Genomic DNA, 21,050 nt, shown 5'->3' with positions numbered 1-21,050 from the left:
CGTCCGCGCCCTGTGCGCGTCTGCGGAGAGAACTCGTGTCGAATGCCGTCTCCGGCCTGCCCGTCGGGCGTGGCCTCCTCTGTCTGATCGTCGCCGGTGTCGCCTGGGGCACCGCCGGTGCCGCCGCCTCACTGGTCTACCGGGCCAGTGACATGGGCCCCGTCGCCCTGTCCTTCTGGCGCTGCGCGCTCGGCCTCGTGCTGCTGCTCGCCGCCCGCCCGCTGCGTCCCCGCCGCGCGCGGACCGCCGTACGCGAGCCACGCGCGCGCAAGGTGCGGCGGGCCCTCGTCACCGGCCTCGGCCTCGCGGTCTTCCAGACCGCCTACTTCGCCGCGGTGCAGTACACCGGGCTCGCCGTGGCCACCGTCGTCACCCTCGGCGCCGGCCCGGTGCTCATCGCGCTCGGTGCGCGCCTGGCCCTCGGGGAGCGCCTGGGCCTCGGCGGGGCCGGGGCCGTGGCCGGGGCGCTCGGCGGGCTCATGGTGCTCGTCCTCGGCGGCTCGAGCACGACCGTCCGTCCGTGGGGCGTGGTCCTGGCGCTGCTGTCCGCCGCCGGGTACTCGCTGATGACGCTGCTCACCCGCTGGTGGGGGCGTGACGGCGGGGCGGACGCCGCCAGCACGTCCGTCGGGGCGTTCACCGTCGCCAGCCTGTGTCTGCTGCCCCTGGCCCTGGCAGAGGGCCTGGTGCCGCACACCGCCGACCCGGTCCGGCTGCTGTGGCTGCTGGTGTACGTCGCGGCCGTCCCGACCGCCCTGGCCTACGGGCTCTACTTCGCCGGCGCGGCCGTCGTCCGGTCCGCCACCGTCTCCGTGATCATGCTCCTCGAGCCGGTCGCCGCGGCGGTGCTCGCCGTCCTGCTCCTCGGCGAGCACCTCACCGCGGCGACCCTCGCCGGGACGCTGCTGATGCTCGGCTCGGTCGCAGGGCTCGCGGTGGCGGAGGCGCGGGGGGCCCGGACGCGACCGGCGCCGGCATGACGGCGCCGGTCCTCGCGGCGGACGGACGTCACAGAGCCGTCAGATAGTCGGGCAGCCCGGTGCCCGCGTCCAGGCCCGGGTCGGCCACCGGGGTCTCGTAGCCCTTGCGCAGCGGGACGATGCCGGCCCAGTGGGGGAGGGACAGGTCCTCGGGCTCGTCGTTCACACCGCCGGTGCGGAGCTTGGCGGAGACCTCGTTCAGGTCGAGGCGGATCACGGCGGTGGCGGCCAGCTCCTTCTTGTTGGCCGGCCGGGAGTCCTGGGAACGGCCGGGTACGACGTGGTCGACCAGGGCGTCCAGAGCCGTGCGCCGCTCCTCGGGGTCCGTCACCTCGTACGCGGTGCCGTGCACCACCACCGACCGGTAGTTGATCGAGTGGTGGAAGGCCGACCGGGCCAGCACCAGGGCGTCCACGTGCGTCACCGTCAGGCACACCGGCAGTCCGGGGTCGGCCGCGCCCGTCATCCGCAACGGGCGCGAGCCCGTCGAGCCGTGCACGTACAGCCGCTCACCGACCCGGCCGTAGAGCGTCGGCAGGACGACCGGAGCGCCGTCGCGGACGAAGCCGAGGTGGCAGACGTAACCCTCGTCGAGTATCGCGTGCACCAGTTCCTTGTCGTACGACGCCCGGTTCGGGGAGCGGGTGGGGACGGTGCGGTCCGTGGACGGGTAGGCGGTGTCGGTGGAAGGCGACGGCGTCCGCGTGGTCCCCTGCATGGCGTTCTCCATTGCACTAGTGCATAATTGGCTTTGTGCTAGGAGAGTATCTGATCACGGGCCGGGGCGCAGCGGAGATTTCCGCGAGCGTCGAGCGTGCGGTGGGCTCGGGGGAGCTGGAGCCGGGGCAACCACTGCCGCCCATGCGGGAGTTGGCCGAGCGGCTCGGGGTGAATCCGAACACCGTCGCCGCCGCCTACCGCACCCTGCGGGACCGCGGGGTCATCGAGACGGCCGGGCGCCGGGGCAGCAGGGTCCGCGCCAAGCCGGCCACCACCGGGCGCGAGTTCATCCGGGTCGAGGTGCCGGAGGGCGTGCGCGACGTGTCCGACGGCAATCCGGACCCGGCGCTGCTGCCCGCGCTGGGCCCGGCGTTCGCCGCGGCGGCCGAGCAGGGCGACCGGGAGCCGGTGCTGTACGGGCACGAGCCCGTGGAGCCGGAGCTGGCGCGCCTCGCGCGTGCCGAACTGGACGCCGACGGGGTCCCGGACGGGCCCGTGGCCGTCACGTCCGGCTCGCTGGACGCCATGGAGCGGGTCCTCGCGGCCCACCTCAGACCGGGCGATGCCGTCGCCGTCGAGGACCCGGGCTGGGGCAGCCTCCTCGACCTCGTCCCTGCGCTCGGCCTGCGCACGGTCGCGGTGGGTGTCGACGACGAGGGGCCGCTCCCCGACGACGTGCGCCGCGTCCTCGCGGCCGGGGCCCGCGCGCTGGTCGTCACGGACCGCGCCCAGAACCCGACGGGCGCCGCGGTGAGCGCCACGCGCGCGGGTGCCCTGCGGTCCGTGCTGCGCGAGCATCCGAAGACGCTGCTGATCGAGGACGACCACGGCCACCGGATCGTCGACCTGCCCCTGCACCCGCTCGCCGGCACGACCCACAGCTGGGCGTTCGTCCGCTCGGCCGCCAAGGCGTACGGCCCCGACCTGCGCCTCGCCGTGCTCACCGGGGACGCCGTCACGCTCGACCGGGTGCGCGGGCGGCAGCGGCTGGGCCCCGGCTGGGTCAGCCGCGTCACCCAGCGGGCCGTGGCCCGGCTGTGGGCCGACGGCGCGGTCGACCCGCAGGAGGTGGCGGGGGCCTACGGGCGGCGACGGGACGCGCTGCTCGGCGCGCTCGCCGAGCGAGGGGTCCCCGCGCACGGGCGCAGCGGCATGAACGTGTGGCTCCCGGTGCGGGACGAGACCGGCGCCGTCGCCCGCCTGCTGCACGCCGGCTGGGCCGTGGCACCAGGCGCCCGTTTCCGTATGAGCGCCCCGCCCGGCATCCGGATCACCGTCTCGACCCTGACGGGGGGTGACATCGGGCCGCTGGCGGACGCGATCGCCCAGGCCGTGGGTCCCGGGCCGGTGCGGAGCTACGTCTGACGCGTGGCGTTCCGCCGGGTCGGGGGCTTGGACCTTGGTGGGGGCGTCTGTCGCCTGCGTGGTGGGTCGCTCGCTCGCAGCGGCGTCGGCGCCGGGATGGCCAAGGTGAGGTGCCAGGGTCCCGGCCGTGCTCCGGCTCGGTGGCTGGTGAGCCGGCCGGAGGTTTCGGCCGGTGGTGTACAGGGCTTGCGGGAGCGGCCGGACCGGCGGCGAGACGCCTAGACCCTCGCCTTCTGGCGTACGCGGGTTCGGCGGGTCGGTGCCGAGCCGGTCGTGGAGGCCTTGGCGGTCCTGGGGCGTGCCTGGGTGAGTGCCGCGCCCGCGAGGATGATCACCGCGCCGACCGGCGTCGACCAGGACAGTGATTCGCCGAGGAGGACGACGCCCGCGGCCGTGGCGATGACCGGGGTGAAGTACGTGACCATCTGGGCCGTCGTCGGGCCGACCTCGGCGACCAGCGCGTACTGGATCAGGAAGGCGAGCCCGGTACCGAGGATGCCCAGCGCCGCCACCGAGAGCGAGGGCAGCAGCGGGAAGTCGGCCGGTACCGACGTGAACAGCGGTGTCACCACGGCCAGTTGCAGCGTGGCGAGCAGGAGCTGGGCGCCGCTCAGCGAGAGGTGCGAGTGGCGGGAGCCGGCCAGGGTGCGACGGACGTAGATCCAGCCGACCGGATAGCTCAGCGAGGCCAGCAGTGCCAGTGCCGTGCCCGTGACGTCCAGGCCGTGGAAGCCCTGCCAGACGCCGAGCACCGTCAGGACGCCGAGGAAGCCGATGCCGAGGCCCGCCACCCGTCGACGCGTCGGCCGGTCCTCGGAGAGGGCGACCAGCGACAGTGCCATGCCCCACAGCGGCGAAGTCGCGTTGCAGATGCCCGCGAGCGACGAGGGGATCGTCAGCTCCGAGAAGGCGAACAGGGAGAACGGCAGCGCGTTGAGCAGGAACCCGGCGACCGTGAGATGCAGCCACGTCCGCACCCCGCGCGGCAGCCGCTCCCGCTTCACGGCCATCGCCACGGCGAGCACCGCTGTGCCGAACGCCAGCCGCCCCAGCGTGACCTGGAACGGGGCGAAGCTCTCGGTTCCCACCTTCATGAAGAGGAAGCTGAAACCCCAGACGAGGGACAGGACCCCGAAGCGCAGCCGCCAGTCGAGGACGCGGCGGGCGACTGCGGGGGAGGGCATGGTGCCAGTACTCATGGAGGCCACGATGGTGCAGGCATTGTCGTAGCACAATCGAGTTTTTGCACGGTGTATCTCGTAGCATTGCTTACATGTTGAACCTGGAGCGCCTGCGCACCCTCGACGCCCTCGCCCGGCACGGATCGGTCAGCGGCGCCGCCGCCGGCCTGCACATCACCACCTCGGCCGTCTCGCAGCAGATGGCCAAGCTGGAGCGCGAGGCCGGCCAGCAACTGCTCGCCAAGAACGGGCGGGGCGTGCGGCTCACGGACGCGGGCCGGCTGCTCGCCGAGCACGCGGCCCGCATCCTCTCCCAGGTCGAGCTCGCGCAGGCCGACCTGGAGGCGCAGCGCGGGCAGGTGGCGGGCGAGCTGCGGCTGTCGGCGTTCCCGACGGCCGCCCGTGGACTGTTCCCCGCCGCGCTGGCCGCCCTGCGCGCCGAGCACCCCGCGCTGCGGGTCCGTTCCTGCGAGCTGGAGCCGGAGCGCGGCATCGGCGGCGTGGTGCGCGGTGATCTCGACCTGGCCGTCGTGCTCGACTGGTACAACAAGCCGATGCCGCTGCCCGACGGCCTGGTCAAGGCGTCGCTCCTGGACGACCCCGCCGACGTGGCCATGCCGGTCGGCCACCGGCTCGCGGACCGGGACGAGGTGGACCTCGCCGAGTTCGCCGAGGACGAGTGGATCACGTGGGGAGAGGGCGAGTTCTGCCACGAGTGGCTGATGTTCACGCTGCGCTCGAAGGGCATCGAGCCGATCGTCGGCCACCGCGCCGCCGAGACCCACACCCAGCTCGGCCTGGTGGCGGCGGGGCTCGGCGTGTGCATCGTCCCGCTGCTCGGGCGCCGTCCGATGCCCGACGGCGTCGTCACCGCGCCGTTGCGGCAGCGGGTGCGCCGGCACGTGTACGTGGTCTGGCGCGCGGACGCCGACCGCCGCCCGTCGATCCGGGCGGCGGTCGGAGCCCTGCGGACCGCGGCGGAGCGGCTCGGCTGACGGAGCCTGCGGCGAAGCCGACCGACGGGGCCTGTGCTTGCGACGCGAGCCGCCAGGACCTACAGCGACGCCAGCTTGCGGAAGTCCCAGGAGACGACCTTCTCGGGCGTCAGCCGCAGCCAGGCGTGCCGGCCGTCGTGCGGCATCTCGTCCAGACCGAAGTTCTTGCGGGCGAAGAGCGTCTCCGGGAAGTCGAGTTCGGCGCACAGCTCGCCGGTGCGCGGCGCCTCGCCCACGAACTCCACCCGGCCGGACAGCTCCGCGCCCCGCAACTCGTCGTACGCCTCACCCGTGTCGATCACGATCGCCACCCGGGGGTCGCGCCGCAGGTCCGTCCAGCGCCGGCTGCGCACGACCGAGTACAGCCACATCGAGGAGCCGTCCCAGGCGAACCAGAGCGTGCTCACGTGCGGTGCGCCGTCGGCCGAGACCGTGGCGACCCGGCACGTGCGCTGGGTGGTGAGGAACGCGTCCAGCTCACCGGGCGTCATCATGATCTTCCGGCCCCGGCGCTGAGTGACGGTCATCCGGCCAGCTGGATCGAGTCCCCGCTGACCGTGATCTGCACGGCCGGCAGCGGCTTGCGTGCCGGGCCGCTCTGCACGCTGCCGTCGGTGATCGAGAAGTTGCTGTTGTGACACGGGCAGTTGATGACACCGTCGGACACGCTCTTCACGGCGCATCCCTGGTGGGTGCAGGTGGCGGAGAACGCCTTGAACTCGCCGGCCGAGGGCTGGGTGACGACCACCTTCTGGTCGGCGAACACCTTTCCGCCTCCCTCGGGGATGTCGGCGGTCGCCGCGAGCGCGGCTCCGCCCTTCTCGCCGCCGCCCGAACCGCTGCCGCCCGCCTCCTCGGAGGCGGGGGCCGAGGTCGCGGCGCCGGTGTCGCCCGACGCGTCGTCGTCCGAGCCTCCGCAGGCGGTCAGCGCGGCGGCGAGCCCCGCCGCTCCGGCCGCCGCCACGACGGTACGACGGGCCGGTCCCGACGCGGGGTGAAACGATGCGCTGGTCATGCTGGGGTTCCCTTCCGGGGAGGACGCGTGATGATCTGCCGAGAGGTACGGCCCCGGGACACATGCTGTTCAGACCGTGCGGAGATGCTGTCGGCTCCGCCGTCGGGCGGGCGTAAGACACGCCTGTCGATTCGCTGTCGGCCGATCCCACGTCCCCCGTACGGCCGTGTCGATCCCCGAACGGCAGACCGACCGCGCTGCACCTGCCGACCGGAACGGGCCGATCGCCCACAGTCACTGCGGGAGGGTCACTGCCTGCACGCCTTCGGCCTCCGCTCCGCCCACGCCGCGCCGGGGGCGGCCCGGGCGACAAGGAGGGCCACGTCGTCGTGCTCCCCGCTGTGACGCAGGGTGTGCAGGAGCAGATCGCAGGTGGCGTCGAGGGAGCGGTCGGGGTCGTCGAGGACCTGGAGGAGTGCGGCCAGGCGGACGTCGATCGGCTGGTCGCGGGTCTCGACGAGGCCGTCGGTGTAGAGGACGAGCTGGTCACCCGGCACGAAGCCGATGGAGGCGGACTCGAAGGAGATGCCGCAGCCGCCCAGCGGCGCGCCGGTGGGCAGGGTGAGCAGCTCGCGGGTGCCGTCACGGCGGAGGAGCGCGGGCGGCAGGTGTCCCGCGAGGGAGACGTGGCACTGCGCGGTGCGGGGGTCGAAGACGGCGTAGACGCAGGTCGCGATCGTGTCGAGACCGTCGGTGATGTGGTCGAGGTGGTGCATGACCCGGGCCGGGGGCAGATCGAGATCGGCCAGGGTTCGGGTGGCGGTGCGCAGCTGTCCCATGGCGGCCGCGGCCGTGACGCCGCTGCCCATCACGTCGCCGACGACGAGGGCGGTCTTGTCGCCGTTCATGGGGATGACGTCGAACCAGTCGCCGCCTATCTCGATGGTGGCCTGGGCGGGGCGGTAGCGGTAGGCGACGTCGAGGCCCGGCCGCTGGGGAGGCGGGTGGGGCAGGAGACTGCGTTGGAGGGTCAGGGCGGTGCGGCGCTGTTCCTCCACGGCGCGGTGCCGGTCGGTGACGTCGACGCTGGAGGTGGCCACGCCCAGCACGTCCCCGTTGGAGGATTCGAGCCGGTAGAAGGAGATCGACCAGGCGTGATCATGGTCCGGGTCGGCCGCGGTGCGGCCCACGGTGTACTGGTCCAGGATCGGGACTCCGGAGGCCAGGACCTCACGCATGGCGTCTTCGAAGGACGAGTCCAGCAGAGGCAGCACCTCGTGGACGTGGCGGCCGACGTGCTCGGCGGCAGGCACGCCGCTCATCCGCTCCTCCGCGGGGTTGACGGAGACGTACCTCAGGTCGGTGTCCAGCATGCCCAGTCCGATCGGTGACTGGGACACCAGCTGGGCGGACAGGGACAGGTTCCGCTCCACCTGCCGCAGCGTCGCCTGGTCCGTGGCGAGCCCCAGCGCCCAGTAGTCGCGCTGGTCGTCCTGGAGCCGCATGTTGCGGAACTCGACCAGGCGCGCGCTGCCGTCCTTGTGCCGGATGGGGAAGACCCCGGCCCAGCTCTCCCCGTCCTGCATGACCTGGGAGAACAGCGCCAGCACCGTGTCCAGGTGCTCCTTGTCGATCAGCAGCTGACCCGCGTACTGGCCCAGGGCCTCCTCCGCGCTGTAGCCGAAGAGGGTCTCGGCCTGCGGGCTCCAGAGATCGATCCTGCCCTCGGCGTCGAGCAGGACGGCCGCCACGTTCAGCACGTCCAGCAGGTCACCCGGCCTGGACGCAACCACACCCACCGTGCCGGGATCACCCCGAAAGGGCTCGGTCGCACCCATACCCCATGCTCCTTCCGGCCGTCGGCCGCCCTGCCGGGTCGGACGTGTGCCGGCGCCAGTACCCCGGCCACTCCATCGTCCCCCTTCGCCGCACGCCCGCGCACGCCTGCGCCGGCGGTGAGCACCGGACCCGGCACCGCGGGCACGCAGACTCGGGCCCTCCTCGTCGGCGATCACACTCGGTTACTATGCTCACTTCGTGACCGGGGCCGGGCGCAGGGAGCAGCGCCTGTAGACGGACCTCGGACCCTGATCCTGCATGACAAGCCTGAAGAGACGGACGGCCTGGGAAAGTGCTGAAAGAGGTCATCGCGACCCGCTACATCACGCCCCTTCGTGAGGGCGGCTCGCTGCCGGGACTCGTCGAGGCCGACGACCTCGGGACCTACGTCCTGAAGTTCACCGGCGCGGGGCAGGGCCGCAAGACCCTCGTCGCCGAGGTGGTCTGTGGCGAACTCGCGCGCCGGCTGGGCTTCCGGGTGCCCCGGCTGGTGACGGTCGACCTCGACCCGGTGCTCGGACTCGGCGAACCCGACCAGCAGGTGCAGGAGCTGCTCAAGTCCAGCGGTGGCACCAACCTCGGCATGGACTTCCTCTCCGGCGCGCTCGGGTTCGACCCGCTCGCCTTCGAGGTGAGCCCCGAGGAGGCCGGGCGGATCGTCTGGTTCGACGCGCTGGTGAACAACGTCGACCGGTCCTGGCGCAATCCCAACCTGCTGCGGTGGCAGGGCGAGACGTGGCTCATCGACCACGGCGCGACCATGATCTGGCATCACCACTGGCCCGGCGCCGAGACCTCCGCCGCCCGGCCGTACGACGCCTCGGACCACGCCCTCGCGCGCTTCGCGCCGGACGTCGGCGCGGCGGCCGACGCGCTCGCCCCGCTGGTCACCGGGGAGCTCCTCGCCGAGGTCACCGCCGAGATCCCGGACGTCTGGCTGCTGGACGAGCCCGGCTTCGCGACGCCCGACGACCTCCGGCGCGCCTACGCACGGCCGCTGCTCGCCCGGGCCGCCACCATCCACGAGCGCGTCCAGGGGGAACGGTGAGCGACCGTCATGTCTTCGAGTACGCGCTGCTGCGCGTCGTGCCCCGCGTCGAGCGCGGGGAGTGTGTGAACGCCGGGGTCCTCGTGTACTGCCGGGGCAAGTCCTACGTCGGTGCCCGCACCCACCTCGACGAGGCGAGGCTGCTGGCCCTCGACCCGCACGTGGACCTGTCCGGTGTGCGAGCGGCCCTGCGTGCCGTCGAGGGCGTGTGCACCGGCGGGGACGCGGCGGGCCAGGCGGCCGGCGACGATCCCGGCCGCCGTTTCCGCTGGCTGATCGCGCCCCGCTCGACCATCGTCCAGCCGGGCCCCGTCCACACCGGGCTGACCACCGATCCGGCCGCCGAGACGGAACGGCTCCTCGACCTGCTGGTGCGATAGCGGCGGGCCTGCTCCGCCGGCCCGGGGAGGCCCCGGCCGGGTCCGGCGCGGTTCTCAGGCGCGCCGACGGCGCCTCAGTACGTAGCCCGCGGCGAGCGTGGCGCCCGTCACGCAGCCCAGTCCGATGGCGACGTCCCATTGGCTCGGTCCGGCACTCGATGCGCCGCCCAGACCGCCCCGGGTGCCGAGCGTCGGCTGGACGGCCGGGCTCGGAAGGGCGGTGGCCGGTGCGGGGACGGGTGCGGTGGCGACGGGCCGCGGAACGGACGTGGCGGCAGTCGTCGGCCCGCCCCGCCGCGGCGGCACCGCACCGGGCGCACCGCCACCCGTCTCCCGTACGTGGCCGTTGCCGCCCAGGCCGAGTACACCCTGCCCGTTTCCGCCGTGGCCGATTCCGCCCAGGCCGAGTACGCCCTGCCCGTTCCCGCCGTGGCCGTTCCCGCCCTGCCCGTTCCCGTTCTGCCCGTTCCCGCCCTGGCCGTTCCCGCCCTGGTCGAGCCGGCCGTCGTCGGGTCGGCCCTGGTCGAAGGCGCCCGCGTCCAGTTGGCCGGCGTCCAGGCGGCCCTGGTCGGGACGCCGGCCGTTGAGCCCGCCTTGGTCGAGGCCGCCCGGGCCGAACGGGCCGTCGTCGATTCCGCCCCCGCCGATTCCGTCGCCGTCGGGTCCGCCCCCGTCGAGGTCACCCGCGTCGGGCAGGTCTCCACCGACGGGGCCCGGGTCGAACGAGCCCGGAGCGAGCGCGTCCGGAGTGAGCGCGTCCGGGGCGGACGGATCGCTCCCGAAGACGGCCGGTGCCGCCTGCTGAAGGGTGAGATGGGGGTCCAGATCCTGGGCGTGTGCGGTGTCGGTCAGCGGCACGATCGCGGCGATCGCGACGGCTATGCCTGCGGCACCGGTGAGACGGCGCATGGACGCGTCCTTTCCAGCCGTGAGTGGGTCGCGTTCGACGCTAGGGGGAAGGCGACGCGGCGGCCCGCAGCGCTGGGCCGATCGGGGGATCGGGGCCAGGTGTCGCACCGGGCGGCCCAGGTAATGGATCACACCGGCCCGGTGTCCCGTTGACACCGGGTGCCAGGGCTTCTAGCGTCACGTCTGCGGAAGGTACTAAGCGGTCGCTCACTCGCGAGCGTGCCGAGGGGCCCCGCACGGGCCGCATCCCCAGGACGAGGAGAAGCAGCAATGTCCACCACTGAGCAGCGGGTCGCCGTCGTCACCGGAGCCGCGCGCGGCATCGGTGCCGCCACCGCCGTACGACTGGCCGCAGAGGGCCGCGCCGTCGCCGTCATCGACCTCGACGAGGCCGCCTGCAAGGACACCGTGGAGAAGATCACGGCGGCCGGCGGCAAGGCGATCGCGGTCGGCTGCGACGTCTCCGACGAGGCGCAGGTCGAGGCGGCCGTCGCGAGGATCGCCGAGGAGCTGGGCGCGCCGACGATCCTCGTCAACAACGCGGGCGTGCTGCGCGACAACCTGCTGTTCAAGATGAGCGTCTCCGACTGGGACACCGTCATGAACGTGCACCTGCGCGGCGCCTTCCTGATGTCGAAGGCCTGCCAGAAGCACATGGTGGACGCCGGCTTCGGTCGCATCGTCAACCTGTCCTCCTCCTCCGCGCTCGGCAACCGCGGACAGGTCAACTACTCGGCCGCCAAGGCCGGTCTGCAGGGCTTCACCAAGACCCTCGCCAAGGAGCTCGGCAAGTTCGGCGTCACCGCCAACGCCGTAGCCCCCGGCTTCATCGCCACCGAGATGACCAAGGCCACCGCCGACCGCGTCGGCATGGGCTTCGACGACTTCAAGGCCGCCGCCGCCACCCAGATCCCCGTGGCGCGCGTCGGCGAGCCCGACGACATCGCCAACGCCATCGCCTTCTTCACCGGCGAGGCGGCCGGATTCGTCTCCGGCCAGGTGCTGTACGTGGCCGGCGGACCGCTCGACTAGGGAACACGGACATGACTGAACTCCCCGGACTTTCCGGCAAGGTCGCGCTCGTCACGGGCGCCAGCCGCGGCATCGGCTACGGCGTCGCCGAGGCACTCGTCGCGCGCGGCGACCGCGTCTGCATCACCGGCCGCAACGAGGACGCCCTGAAGGAGGCCGTCGAGCAGCTCGGCGCCGACCGGGTCATCGGCGTCGCGGGCAAGGCGCACGACGAGGCCCACCAGGCGGTCGCCGTCGAGCGCACGATGGAGGCCTTCGGGCGCGTCGACTTCCTGGTCAACAACGCGGGCACCAACCCGGTGTTCGGACCGATCGCCGACCTCGACCTGAACGTCGCGCGCAAGGTCTTCGAGACCAACGTGATCTCGGCGCTCGGCTTCGCCCAGCGCACCTGGCACGCCTGGCAGAAGGACAACGGCGGCGCGATCGTCAACATCGCCTCCGTGGCGGGCCTCGCGCCCTCGCCCTTCATCGCCGCGTACGGCGTCAGCAAGGCGGCGCTGATCAACCTCACGGAGCAGCTGGCGCACGAGTTCGCACCCAAGGTGCGGGTCAACGCCATCGCCCCGGCCGTCGTGAAGACGAAGTTCGCCGCAGCCCTCTACGAGGGTCGCGAGGAGGAGGCCGCCGCGGGCTACCCGCTCGGCCGGCTCGGCGAGCCCGCCGACATCGGCGGCGCGGCCGCGTTCCTCACCTCGGCGCAGTCCGACTGGGTCACCGGTCAGACGCTCGTGGTCGACGGCGGCATCTTCCTGAACGCCGGCGTGGCCTGACACCCGGGACCGCCGGGACGCACCCGACACGGGCACCGTTGACAAGAACGGTGCCCGTGTCCGCGTTTCGAGACTGCGGGGGTCATGACAACGTAGTCATCGCAAGATGATCAAAACCCCTGTTCAGAAGGGGGTTCAGGGGGCGTGGTGCTGCGGTATGGTCTGCCGACCCTTGGTACGGCGGATCGAGGAGCGTGCGCGTGTTCAACCGGAACCGAGGCCTGCGGCGGGTGGCGGCCATCGTGTCCATATCCTCGCTGGTCACCGGATGCGGCATCCTGTCGTCCGACAGCTCGAAGGACGAGGGGCCGATCGTCGTGGGGACGACCAGTGCTCCCAGCGCGCTGGATCCGGCCGCGTCCTGGGACGGTTCCTGGGAGCTCTTCCGCAACATCTACCAAACGCTGCTCAGCTACCCCAACGGTGCGTCCGCGCCCGAGCCCGACGCCGCCGAGAACTGCGCGTTCACCGACACCTCGAACCAGGTGTACCGCTGCGAGCTGCGCGAGGGCCTGACCTTCTCCAACGGGGACCCGCTGGACGCCCAGGCCGTCAAGCACTCGATCGACCGGATCAAGGACATCAACGTCAACGGCGGTCCCGCCGGCCTGCTGGGCAGCCTCGAACGCGTCCAGGTACCGAGCGAGCGCGAAGTGGTCTTCCACCTCAACAAGCCCGACGCCACCTTCCCCTTCGTCCTCGCCACGCCCGCCATGTCGATCGTCGAACCCGACGGCTACCCGGCGGACGCCCTGCGCGAGGACGGCAAGGTCGTCGGCTCCGGCCCGTACACGCTCCAGTCCTACACGGACGGCGAACGGGCGGAACTCGCCCGCAACGACCGCTACAAGGGGTTCGCGGAACGCCACAACGACGCGGTGACCATCCGCTACTTCAAGGACTCCGCCGGCATGGTGAAGGCGCTGCGCGACGGGGAGATCCAGGTCACCTACCGCGGCCTCGCGGCCGAGGACGTCGTCACCCTGCAGGGCAAGGACGGCAAGGACGAGAACCTGCAGCTGGTCGAGGGCAGCGGTACGGAGATCCGTTACCTCGTCTTCAACCCCGAGGACCCGTGGGCGGGCCGGAAGGAAGTGCGCCAGGCCGTCGCCCAGGTGATCGACCGGGCCGCGATCTCCCACAAGATCTACCAGGACACCGTCGACCCGCTGTACTCGATGGTCCCCAAGGGCCTGACCGGCCACACCACGGGCTTCTTCGACGACTACGGAGACCCGAGCGTCTCCAAGGCCCGCCAGATCCTCGCCGACGCCGGCATCACCGAGCCGGTCCCGCTCACCCTCTGGTACACCACCGACCGCTACGGCTCCGAGACGGCGTTGGAGTTCAAGGAGATCAAGCGCCAGCTCGACGAGTCGGGCCTGTTCTCGGTCACCCTGGAGAGCCGGCCGTGGAAGACGTACGTCGCCGGCTACCAGAAAGGCGAGTACCCGGTGTTCGGGCGCGGCTGGTCCCCGGACTTCCCGGACGCCGAGAACTTCATCGCCCCCTTCGTCGGTGAGCAGAACGCCCTCGGCACGCCCTACCTCGCCCCCGAGATCACCGGCGAGCTGCTGCCGCGCTCACGCAGGGAGAGCGACCGCGCCAACGTGGAGCGGGAGTTCGAGCGGGCGCAGCAGATCCTCGTGAACGACGCACGGCTGCTGCCGCTGTGGCAGGGCAAGCAGTACGTGGCCGCCAGCACGGACATCTCGGGCGCGGAGCGGGCCATGGACCCCTCGACGATCATGATGATGTGGCAGCTGTACCGGAAGACCAGCTGGTAGGCGCCCTGGGCGCGCCCGTTGTCAGTGGTCGCCGGTAGGTTCTTCAGTACTGGAAGCGACCGCACAGTGTAAGGAAGTTGACGTGACCGACATCGCCATGCTGCCCGAGTCCTGGCGCGAGGTGCTGGGCGGCGAACTGCAGCAGCCCTACTTCAAGGAGCTGATGGAGTTCGTCGAGGAGGAGCGGGCGAACGGCCCCGTCTACCCCCCGCGGGAGGAGGTCTTCGCCGCGCTGGAGGCCACGCCGTACGACCAGGTGAAGGTGCTGGTCCTGGGGCAGGACCCGTACCACGGCGAGGGCCAGGGCCACGGGCTCTGCTTCTCGGTCCGGCCGGGCGTGAAGGTCCCGCCTTCCCTGCGGAACATCTACAAGGAGATGCACGCGGAGCTGGACACCCCGATCCCGGACAACGGCTATCTGATGCCGTGGGCGAAGCAGGGCGTCCTGCTGCTCAACGCGGTGCTCACGGTCCGGGCCGGCGAGGCGAACTCGCACAAGTCGCGCGGCTGGGAGCTGTTCACCGACGCGGTGATCCGCGCGGTGGCCGACCGGCCCGACCCGGCGGTGTTCGTGCTGTGGGGCAACTACGCGCAGAAGAAGCTGTCGCTGATCGACGAGACGCGGCACGTGGTGGTCAAGGGCGCGCACCCCTCGCCCCTGTCGGCGAAGGAGTTCTTCGGCTCCCGCCCGTTCACGCAGATCAACGAGGCGGTCGCGAAGCAGGGCCACGAGGCGATCGACTGGACCATCCCGAACCTGGCCTGAGCCCGACGCCCGGGCCGGTCCGCCACCGACCGGCCCGTGCGCGTCCCGGAGCCGCCTGACGGGGAATGCGGGTGCGTGCGGTTAGCGTCGTCGGGACAGCCGACGACGGGCACGGAGGACGCGGTGGCCAAGGGACAGGAGCAGGCGGCGCCGGACGCCGTGCTGACGCGGATCGGGCAGGTCGTCATGCTGCACCACGCCGGCGACCGCGAGGAGGCCCGGCACCGCTTCCTCGGCCTGTGGGCGGAGATCGGCGAGCACGGCGACCCGCTGCACCGCTGCACCCTGGCCCACTACCTGGCCGACACCCAGGACGACCCGGAGGACGAACTGGCCTGGGACCTACGGGCGTTGTCGGCCGCTCAGGAGCTTGCCCGGGAACTCGCCGAGGACCGCCCCGCCGACCGGCACGAGGGCGCGCTCGCCGCGCGTGCCCTCTACCCTTCGCTGCATCTGAACCTGGCCGCCGACTACGAACGGCTCGGCCACCGCGAGGCGGCCCGGCTGCACCTGCGGCGGGCCCGGGGCGCGGCCGAGTCCCTCGCCCGGGACCGCTACGGCGAGGGGGTGCGCGCGGCGATCGGCCGGCTGGAGCTCCGGCTGGGCGGCGCCGGACCCGACGGGTCGGGTGGGGCCGGCGGGCCGGGTGGGTCCGGCGGACCCGTCGGGCCGTGGGGACCACCGCGGCAGCAGCGGCCGTAGGCCCCGCCCGCCACGATTGCGTACATACGTCAGGGCCGTACTCGACGGCCGTACGTCAGTGGCCGTACGCCTGATCGCAGATGACCGCCTCGGGGCTGCCCGGCCGCCAGCCGCCGTACTGCCTGCCGAGGGAGCACACGTCCGTCTCCTTGCCGACGCTCCCGCCGCCCGTCACCGGAACGTCGGGAATCTCGGCGGGCGGCCGCACGGGCACCCGCTTGCGCACCGGCGCAGTGGAACGGTCGGGACGCGGGCGCTGTTCCGCGCGGGCGGCCGGCGCTTTGCGCTGCTGCGCGGGCGCCGTACGGCGCGGCTCGCCGGAGGCGTGGCGCGGAGTCCGTGAAGGGCCGCTGCGCCCGAGCGCCTCACGGGCCGGCGCCTGCGCGGCGGCAGGTGTGGCCGGACCCTCGGGGCGCGGCGCGGACGAGGGGGCGCCCGCGGACGGGCCGGCCGTGGCCGGACCCTGGACCGTCGTACAGCCGGTCAGGGCCGAGACAGCCACGGTCACCAGAAGCGCTGCGGTGGTCGTCGTTCGATGCACCCGCGTCACTCTGCCCTGGGCGGGGCACCGTCCACGAGGCCGCACCGGCGGAGATTGCCCCGCACGGGTGATCTCCGGCCCCGTACGGAGGTCCCGGGGCGACCGAGGGTGACGTCAGTCGCCGGTGGCGCCGTCGAGGCACTCACGGATCAGGTCCGCGTGCCCGTTGTGCCGCGCGTACTCCTCGATCATGTGGGTGTGGATCCAGCGCAGGGTGTAGCGCTCACCGGTGCGCCGGTGCTTGCCCCGGGTCGGTGCGTCGAGGGGCACGCCGGCCGCGTTGCGCCGGGCCGCCTCGATCTCGGCCTGCCAGGTGGCGTAGGCCTCCTCGAAGGTGTCCGACCCGGTCACGCGGAAGTCGCCGTCCGGGTCCTCGTCGGAGTAGTGGATCGGACCGGCCTCCTCGTCCGCCAGCACCCTGCGGTACCAGCTCCGCTCCACCTCGGCCATGTGCCGCACCAGCCCCATCAGGGACAACGTCGAGGGCGCGACGGCGGCGGTCCTGAGCTGGGCGTCGGTGAGACCCTCGCACTTCCAGGCGAGGGTCTGCCGGTGGTACTCCAACCAGCCCTCCAGCATGGTGCGTTCGTCGAGGTCGGGGACGGGTTCACGGCGTTCGGTCGTCATGTTGGCATCCTCGCCCACGCGACCTCCCGCATCCAGGGGTTTTCAGCGGCCGGCCATGCCGCCCAACAGCTCGCGCAGGCTTGCCCGAACCTCCTGGAGCCCCGGCGCCTCGGCGTGGAAGGACCCGGCCACACAGCTGAACATCAGCCCGTCCGCCCAGGCGACCAGCGACAGCACATGCCGGGGCGGGTCGGCCGAGCCCATTGCCGTGACCAGGACGCCGAGCTGCTCCCGGAACCGGGCGCCGGCCGCGTCGAAATGGGCGCGCAGCTCGGGGCGGCGCGTGGCCTCCAGCGCCAGTTCGTAACGGGCCAGCGTCAGGTCGCGGTTGCGGGTCAGCGCGCGGTGCGTCGCCAGGGCCAGCGCGTCCACCAGGGCCTCGAGGCCGTCGCGCGGGTCCGGCATCTCGTGTAGCGCCAGCACCCGCGCCTCCCGGTCGGCCAGGCGGCGCACCGCCAGCTCCAGGAGCGCCTGCCGGGTCCGCGCGAGGTTGGACGTGGAGCCCTGCGGGAGTCCGGCCGTCTCGTCGACCGCCCGGTGCGTGAGCCCGCGCATCCCACGCTCGGCGAGCAGGGCGAGGGCGGCGTCGGCGACGAGGCCGGCACGGGAGGCACCGGCGGGCTCGGTGGGTGCGGTGCGTGGGGGGTGTGGGGTGCGTGCGGGCATGGGACTCAACCTACCCGGCTCACTACAGCCGTAGTACAGTCGAGGCGAAGAGTCCCACTACATCTGTAGTGCGCAGCTGGCGCATGCGAGGAGGAGCCATGGCACCCACCAGGCGGGCCGTCGTGATCGGCGGCGGTATCGGCGGCCTCACCGCGGCGGCGGCCCTGCACCTGGCGGGCCTGCGGGTCACCGTCCTGGAGCGGGCCCCCTCGCTCCGGCCGGTCGGCGCGGGCATCTCCCTGTCGCCGAACGCCCTGCGCGCCCTGGACGTCATCGGCCTCGGCGACGAGATCCGCGACCTCGCCGCCTGGCAGGGCGACGGGGGACTGCGCACCCCGGGCGGGCGCTGGCTCTCCCGGTCCAGTGCCCAGGCCGCGGCGGCCCGGTTCGGCGGACCGCTGGTGCTGCTGCACCGGGCCACGCTCATCGACCGCCTGGCCGCGCTGCTGCCGCCGGACGCCGTCCGCACCGCCGCCGACGCGCATCTCGCCGACGCCGGCGACGCAGACCGGCCCGCCCGGGTGCGCACACCCGACGGCGAACTCGAGGCCGACCTGGTGGTGGCCGCCGACGGCATCCACTCCGCCGTACGCGGCAGGCTCTTCCCGCTCCATCCCGGCCCCGTCTACTCCGGCTTCACCACCTGGCGGGTCGTGATCCCGGTGCCCGGCGCCGCGTTCGCCTCGCACGAGACCTGGGGCCGGGGCCGCATCTGGGGCACGCACCCGCTCAAGGACGGCCGGGTCTACGCGTACGCCGCCGCCGTCACCGCGGCGGGAGGGCACGCCGGTGACGAGAAGGCGGAGCTGCTGCACCGGTACGCCGACTGGCACGACCCGATCCCCGCCGTCCTCGCCGCCGCCCGCCCCGCCGACGTCCTGCGCCACGACGTGCACCACCTCGCCACGCCGCTGCCCGCCTTCCACCACGGCCGGGTCGCCCTCCTCGGGGACGCCGCGCACGCCATGCCGCCCACCCTCGGACAGGGCGGCAACCAGGCCATCGAGGACGCGGTCGTGCTCGCCCACCACCACGGGGACCTCGCCGCCTACACCGCGGCCCGGCTGCCCCGTACGACCGCGATCGCCCGCCAGGCCGTGCGGGTCGCCCGGCTCAACCTGATGAGCAACCGCGCCGCCGTCGCCGTACGCGACACCGCGATCGCCGCGCTGTCCAAGGCCGGGCCCGCCCTCTTCCTGCGAGGCTTCGACGGCATCGCCGACTGGCGTCCGCCGGGGCCCCCGTATGCTTCCCAGCGGACCCAGGTCGGCGAGCGTTAGAGGAGCACATCCCGTGAAGGTCGGCTGCATCGGACTCGGCGACATCGCGCAGAAGGCCTATCTGCCCGTACTCGGCGCCCTGCCCGGCGTCGAGCTGCACCTGCAGACCCGCAGCCCCGACACCCTGGCGCGGGTCGCCGACGGACTGCGCATCCCGCAGGCCCAGCGCCACGCCGACCTCGACTCACTCCTCGCCCAGGACCTCGACGCCGCCTTCGTGCACGCGCCGACGGACGTGCACCCGCAGATCGTGACCCGGCTGCTGGAGGCCGGCGTCCCGACCTACGTCGACAAACCGCTCGCCTACGAACTCGCCGACTCCGAACGCCTGGTTGCCCTCGCCGAGGAGCGCGGGACCAGCCTCGCCGTCGGCTTCAACCGCCGCCACGCCCCCGGGTACGCCCAGTGCGCCGAGCACCCGCGGGAGCTGATCCTCATGCAGAAGAACCGCACCGGACTGCCCGAGGACCCGCGCACGATGATCCTCGACGACTTCATCCACGTCGTCGACACCCTGCGGTTCCTGGTGCCCGGCCCGGTGGACGACGTCACCGTGCGCGCCCGCGTCCAGGACGGCCTGCTCCACCACGTCGTGCTCCAGCTCGCCGGGGACGGTTTCACCGCGCTCGGCGTCATGAACCGGCTCAGCGGCTCGGCGGAGGAGATCCTGGAGGTCTCCGGCCAGGACACCAAGCGCCAGGTGGTCAACCTCGCCGAGGTGATCGACCACAAGGGCCAGCCCACCGTGCGGCGGCGCGGCGACTGGGTCCCGGTGGCCCGGCAGCGCGGCATCGAACAGGCGGTGCTCACCTTCCTCGACGCGGTCCGCGCGGGCAAGGTGCTCAGTGCCCGGGACGCGCTGGAGACCCATGAGCTGTGCGAGCGGGTGGTACGCGGGGTGCACGAGCGTTCCGCCTGAGCCGCACCGTCCGTACGCCCTCGCCGGCCGCCCAGGCCGCGAGGATCAGCAGCGCCGCGTGCACCGTCCAGTCGCCGTACCGGACGTACGGTGTGCTGCCGTGCGTGAGCGGGACCTCGTACACGCGGGCCGTGCTCGCGTCGGTGCCCAGCCACGAGCCGATGCGCGCGCCGTTCGCGTCGTAGACCGCGGAGACACCGGTGAGGGTCGCGTGCACCATCGGGCGGCCGGTCTCGGCGGCGCGCAGCGCGGCGAGCGAGGCGTGCTGCTCGGGCGCCCAGCTGTGCTGGAAGGTCGAGGTGGACGACTGGGCGAGCAGCACCTCCGCGCCGTCGGCGGCGAGCCGGCGGCTCATGTCCGGGAACGCGCTCTCGAAGCACACCATCGGCCCGATCCGCAGCCCGTCGCCCACGTCCATCACCACCTGCCGGTCACCGCGCCGGCGGTCCTCGCCCGCCGCCTCGCCGACGGAGGTGGCCCAGCCGAGCAGTGAGCGGGCCGGGACGTACTCGCCGAACGGGACGAGCCGCATCTTGTCGTACCGCTCGCCGGTCGGACCCTCGGGCCCGACGAGCACCGAGCTCTTGTAGATGCCGGGCCTGTCGGAGCGCCGCGCGTCCACGTTGACCAGGATGTCCGCGCCGGTCTCCCGGGACAGCGCCGCGAGTCGACGGGACAGGTCGGGGCGGTCGTCCAGGTCGAAGCCGACGCTGCTCTCGCCCCAGACGATCAGGTCCGGGTCGCGGCCGACGAGCTCGCGGGTCAGCTGTTCCTCCCGGTCGAAGCGCCGGTCGGCGCTGTCCCGTCCGGCGACGACGCCGGGCTGCACCACGGCGATCGCGACCCGCTCGTCGGTGTCGGGGCGCGGCGACCAGACCCAGGCCGCGGAGGTGGCGGCGGCGGTGGCGACCAGCCCGGCCACGGCGGGCACCCGGGACCGGGGGACGGCGACGAGGACGGCGACGGCGACGTTGACGGCCACCACCAGGAAGCTCAGCAGCCACACCCCGCCCACCGAGGCGAGCCGCAACGCCGGCGCCACCTGCCACTGGCTCGCACCGAGCATTCCCCAGGGCCCGCCGAGTCCCTGCCAGGAACGGACCAGTTCCACCGCCAGCCAGCCCGACGGCAGCACCAGGAGCGCCGCCGCCACCCGGCCGCCCGAGGGCGCCCCGCCCAGCAGCCGCCGCACCACCCAGCCCCACGGCGCCCACAGCGCGCCGAGCAGCGCGGCGATGACGAACGTGAACACGTGCAGGTTGGGCAGCAGCCAGTGGTGCATCGCGAGCATGAAGCCGAACCCGCCGCACCACCCGTCGTAGGCGGCCCGCTTGGCGCCCGGCGCGGTGCGGGCCAGCAGCAGCCACGGCACCAGGGCGACCCAGGCCCACCACCACAGGGCGGGGCTCGGGAAGGCGAGGACGGGCAACGCGCCCGCGAGCACGGCGGCCGCCGAGCGGCGCCACGGGGAGGCGAGCCAGTGGCCGAGCGTCTTCATAGGCGCCTCCCTACCCTGTGGTTCTCCCAGTGTGCGCTCTCGACGAGGGCGAATTCAGTTGATCACACCGGGTGTCCGTGGCCCGGG

At 73.1% G+C, this 21,050-nt stretch carries 22 protein-coding genes; 12 read left to right on the top strand and 10 right to left on the bottom strand.

The window, feature by feature from the left end:
• Nucleotides 1–35: 35 nt before the first annotated feature.
• Complete coding sequence (locus tag ACIGO6_RS28735; RefSeq protein ID WP_399881312.1) at nucleotides 36–980, top strand: DMT family transporter; 945 nt, start codon at nucleotides 36–38, stop codon at nucleotides 978–980.
• Nucleotides 981–1,008: 28 nt separating this feature from the next.
• Here the strand turns inward: ACIGO6_RS28735 and ACIGO6_RS28730 are convergent, their stop codons facing one another.
• The gene (locus tag ACIGO6_RS28730; protein ID WP_399881310.1) at nucleotides 1,009–1,698 is read right to left on the bottom strand and encodes a pyridoxamine 5'-phosphate oxidase family protein; all 690 of its coding nucleotides are present in this window, start codon (nucleotides 1,696–1,698) and stop codon (nucleotides 1,009–1,011) included.
• Nucleotides 1,699–1,733: 35 nt separating this feature from the next.
• On the opposite strand from ACIGO6_RS28730, the gene ACIGO6_RS28725 reads away from it, so the two are divergent.
• Nucleotides 1,734–3,065: an aminotransferase class I/II-fold pyridoxal phosphate-dependent enzyme gene (locus ACIGO6_RS28725; protein WP_399881308.1), complete on the top strand. Its 1,332-nt coding sequence runs from the start codon at nucleotides 1,734–1,736 to the stop codon at nucleotides 3,063–3,065.
• Nucleotides 3,066–3,283: 218 nt separating this feature from the next.
• Here the strand turns inward: ACIGO6_RS28725 and ACIGO6_RS28720 are convergent, their stop codons facing one another.
• A complete protein-coding gene (locus tag ACIGO6_RS28720; protein WP_399881306.1) occupies nucleotides 3,284–4,264 on the bottom strand; it encodes a DMT family transporter in 981 nt (326 codons plus the stop codon).
• A 74-nt stretch (nucleotides 4,265–4,338) separates the two neighbouring features.
• On the opposite strand from ACIGO6_RS28720, the gene ACIGO6_RS28715 reads away from it, so the two are divergent.
• Nucleotides 4,339–5,241, top strand: coding sequence for a LysR family transcriptional regulator (locus ACIGO6_RS28715; protein WP_399881304.1), 903 nt, complete (start codon nucleotides 4,339–4,341; stop codon nucleotides 5,239–5,241).
• 59 nt (nucleotides 5,242–5,300) lie between these two features.
• On the opposite strand, the gene ACIGO6_RS28710 is transcribed toward ACIGO6_RS28715, so the two are convergent.
• The 3 genes from ACIGO6_RS28710 to ACIGO6_RS28700 all read right to left on the bottom strand — a co-directional run bounded on the left by ACIGO6_RS28710 (nucleotide 5,301) and on the right by ACIGO6_RS28700 (nucleotide 8,034).
• Nucleotides 5,301–5,768: a pyridoxamine 5'-phosphate oxidase family protein gene (locus ACIGO6_RS28710; protein WP_399881302.1), complete on the bottom strand. Its 468-nt coding sequence runs from the start codon at nucleotides 5,766–5,768 to the stop codon at nucleotides 5,301–5,303.
• Complete coding sequence (locus tag ACIGO6_RS28705; RefSeq protein WP_399881300.1) at nucleotides 5,765–6,256, bottom strand: Rieske (2Fe-2S) protein; 492 nt, start codon at nucleotides 6,254–6,256, stop codon at nucleotides 5,765–5,767. The genes ACIGO6_RS28710 and ACIGO6_RS28705 overlap by 4 nt, the downstream gene beginning before the upstream one ends.
• Before the next feature lie 248 nt (nucleotides 6,257–6,504).
• Complete coding sequence (locus tag ACIGO6_RS28700) at nucleotides 6,505–8,034, bottom strand: SpoIIE family protein phosphatase (protein WP_399881298.1); 1,530 nt, start codon at nucleotides 8,032–8,034, stop codon at nucleotides 6,505–6,507.
• Nucleotides 8,035–8,327: 293 nt separating this feature from the next.
• Here ACIGO6_RS28700 and ACIGO6_RS28695 point away from each other — a divergent pair, with 293 nt between their 5' ends.
• Both ACIGO6_RS28695 and ACIGO6_RS28690 read left to right on the top strand, forming a co-directional pair.
• The gene (locus tag ACIGO6_RS28695) at nucleotides 8,328–9,083 is read left to right on the top strand and encodes a HipA family kinase (RefSeq protein WP_399881296.1); all 756 of its coding nucleotides are present in this window, start codon (nucleotides 8,328–8,330) and stop codon (nucleotides 9,081–9,083) included.
• Complete coding sequence (locus tag ACIGO6_RS28690) at nucleotides 9,080–9,463, top strand: DUF3037 domain-containing protein (RefSeq protein ID WP_399881294.1); 384 nt, start codon at nucleotides 9,080–9,082, stop codon at nucleotides 9,461–9,463. Before ACIGO6_RS28695 ends, ACIGO6_RS28690 begins: the two co-directional genes overlap by 4 nt.
• A gap of 54 nt (nucleotides 9,464–9,517) precedes the next feature.
• Here the strand turns inward: ACIGO6_RS28690 and ACIGO6_RS28685 are convergent, their stop codons facing one another.
• A complete protein-coding gene (locus ACIGO6_RS28685; RefSeq protein ID WP_399881292.1) occupies nucleotides 9,518–10,372 on the bottom strand; it encodes a hypothetical protein in 855 nt (284 codons plus the stop codon).
• Between the two features lie 270 nt (nucleotides 10,373–10,642).
• On the opposite strand from ACIGO6_RS28685, the gene fabG reads away from it, so the two are divergent.
• From fabG to ACIGO6_RS28660, 5 genes are all read left to right on the top strand, one after another.
• Nucleotides 10,643–11,404, top strand: coding sequence for a 3-oxoacyl-ACP reductase FabG (fabG, locus tag ACIGO6_RS28680; RefSeq protein ID WP_386307321.1), 762 nt, complete (start codon nucleotides 10,643–10,645; stop codon nucleotides 11,402–11,404).
• Between the two features lie 11 nt (nucleotides 11,405–11,415).
• Nucleotides 11,416–12,177 carry an SDR family oxidoreductase gene (locus ACIGO6_RS28675; RefSeq protein WP_399881290.1) on the top strand — a complete coding sequence of 254 codons (762 nt, stop codon included), beginning with the start codon at nucleotides 11,416–11,418 and terminating at the stop codon, nucleotides 12,175–12,177.
• 200 nt (nucleotides 12,178–12,377) lie between these two features.
• Nucleotides 12,378–13,964, top strand: a complete 1,587-nt coding sequence (locus ACIGO6_RS28670) for an ABC transporter substrate-binding protein (protein WP_399881288.1) — start codon at nucleotides 12,378–12,380, stop codon at nucleotides 13,962–13,964.
• Nucleotides 13,965–14,046: 82 nt separating this feature from the next.
• The gene (gene ung, locus ACIGO6_RS28665; RefSeq protein WP_399881286.1) at nucleotides 14,047–14,730 is read left to right on the top strand and encodes a uracil-DNA glycosylase; all 684 of its coding nucleotides are present in this window, start codon (nucleotides 14,047–14,049) and stop codon (nucleotides 14,728–14,730) included.
• Nucleotides 14,731–14,853: 123 nt separating this feature from the next.
• On the top strand, nucleotides 14,854–15,432 hold the full coding sequence (locus tag ACIGO6_RS28660; protein ID WP_399881284.1) for a hypothetical protein: 579 nt from the start codon (nucleotides 14,854–14,856) through the stop codon (nucleotides 15,430–15,432).
• Between the two features lie 55 nt (nucleotides 15,433–15,487).
• On the opposite strand, the gene ACIGO6_RS28655 is transcribed toward ACIGO6_RS28660, so the two are convergent.
• The 3 genes from ACIGO6_RS28655 to ACIGO6_RS28645 all read right to left on the bottom strand — a co-directional run bounded on the left by ACIGO6_RS28655 (nucleotide 15,488) and on the right by ACIGO6_RS28645 (nucleotide 17,266).
• Entirely contained in the window at nucleotides 15,488–15,973 is a 486-nt protein-coding gene (locus ACIGO6_RS28655; RefSeq protein WP_399881282.1) for a hypothetical protein, read from the bottom strand.
• A gap of 114 nt (nucleotides 15,974–16,087) precedes the next feature.
• A complete protein-coding gene (locus ACIGO6_RS28650) occupies nucleotides 16,088–16,600 on the bottom strand; it encodes a DinB family protein (protein ID WP_399881280.1) in 513 nt (170 codons plus the stop codon).
• Between the two features lie 42 nt (nucleotides 16,601–16,642).
• Nucleotides 16,643–17,266 carry a TetR/AcrR family transcriptional regulator gene (locus tag ACIGO6_RS28645; protein WP_399881278.1) on the bottom strand — a complete coding sequence of 208 codons (624 nt, stop codon included), beginning with the start codon at nucleotides 17,264–17,266 and terminating at the stop codon, nucleotides 16,643–16,645.
• Nucleotides 17,267–17,364: 98 nt separating this feature from the next.
• On the opposite strand from ACIGO6_RS28645, the gene ACIGO6_RS28640 reads away from it, so the two are divergent.
• On the top strand, nucleotides 17,365–18,546 hold the full coding sequence (locus ACIGO6_RS28640; RefSeq protein WP_399881276.1) for an FAD-dependent monooxygenase: 1,182 nt from the start codon (nucleotides 17,365–17,367) through the stop codon (nucleotides 18,544–18,546).
• A 13-nt stretch (nucleotides 18,547–18,559) separates the two neighbouring features.
• Nucleotides 18,560–19,465: a Gfo/Idh/MocA family protein gene (locus tag ACIGO6_RS28635; RefSeq protein ID WP_399881274.1), complete on the top strand. Its 906-nt coding sequence runs from the start codon at nucleotides 18,560–18,562 to the stop codon at nucleotides 19,463–19,465.
• On the opposite strand, the gene lnt is transcribed toward ACIGO6_RS28635, so the two are convergent.
• Entirely contained in the window at nucleotides 19,389–20,963 is a 1,575-nt protein-coding gene (gene lnt, locus ACIGO6_RS28630; protein ID WP_399881272.1) for an apolipoprotein N-acyltransferase, read from the bottom strand. The genes ACIGO6_RS28635 and lnt overlap by 77 nt on opposite strands.
• Nucleotides 20,964–21,050 lie beyond the last annotated feature (87 nt).

The sequence above is a fragment of the Streptomyces sp. NPDC053750 genome (genome assembly GCF_044544295.1).
Classification (GTDB): Bacteria; Actinomycetota; Actinomycetes; order Streptomycetales; family Streptomycetaceae; genus Streptomyces.
The sequence above is the reverse complement of the archived record's forward strand: the minus strand, read 5'-3'. Positions and strand labels throughout refer to the sequence as shown.

Excerpts from the sequence above, each read along its gene's own strand:
- ACIGO6_RS28730 (WP_399881310.1), bottom strand. The coding sequence starts at position 1,698 with ATGCAGGGGACCACGCGGACGCCGTCGCCTTCCACCGACACCGCCTAC.
- ACIGO6_RS28710 (WP_399881302.1), bottom strand. The coding sequence starts at position 5,768 with ATGACCGTCACTCAGCGCCGGGGCCGGAAGATCATGATGACGCCCGGT.
- ACIGO6_RS28640 (WP_399881276.1), top strand. The coding sequence starts at position 17,365 with ATGGCACCCACCAGGCGGGCCGTCGTGATCGGCGGCGGTATCGGCGGC.
- ACIGO6_RS28700 (WP_399881298.1), bottom strand. The coding sequence starts at position 8,034 with ATGGGTGCGACCGAGCCCTTTCGGGGTGATCCCGGCACGGTGGGTGTG.
- ACIGO6_RS28675 (WP_399881290.1), top strand. The coding sequence starts at position 11,416 with ATGACTGAACTCCCCGGACTTTCCGGCAAGGTCGCGCTCGTCACGGGC.
- ACIGO6_RS28705 (WP_399881300.1), bottom strand. The coding sequence starts at position 6,256 with ATGACCAGCGCATCGTTTCACCCCGCGTCGGGACCGGCCCGTCGTACC.
- fabG (WP_386307321.1), top strand. The coding sequence starts at position 10,643 with ATGTCCACCACTGAGCAGCGGGTCGCCGTCGTCACCGGAGCCGCGCGC.
- ACIGO6_RS28650 (WP_399881280.1), bottom strand. The coding sequence starts at position 16,600 with ATGACGACCGAACGCCGTGAACCCGTCCCCGACCTCGACGAACGCACC.
- ACIGO6_RS28715 (WP_399881304.1), top strand. The coding sequence starts at position 4,339 with ATGTTGAACCTGGAGCGCCTGCGCACCCTCGACGCCCTCGCCCGGCAC.
- lnt (WP_399881272.1), bottom strand. The coding sequence starts at position 20,963 with ATGAAGACGCTCGGCCACTGGCTCGCCTCCCCGTGGCGCCGCTCGGCG.
- ACIGO6_RS28645 (WP_399881278.1), bottom strand. The coding sequence starts at position 17,266 with ATGCCCGCACGCACCCCACACCCCCCACGCACCGCACCCACCGAGCCC.
- ACIGO6_RS28720 (WP_399881306.1), bottom strand. The coding sequence starts at position 4,264 with ATGAGTACTGGCACCATGCCCTCCCCCGCAGTCGCCCGCCGCGTCCTC.
- ACIGO6_RS28685 (WP_399881292.1), bottom strand. The coding sequence starts at position 10,372 with ATGCGCCGTCTCACCGGTGCCGCAGGCATAGCCGTCGCGATCGCCGCG.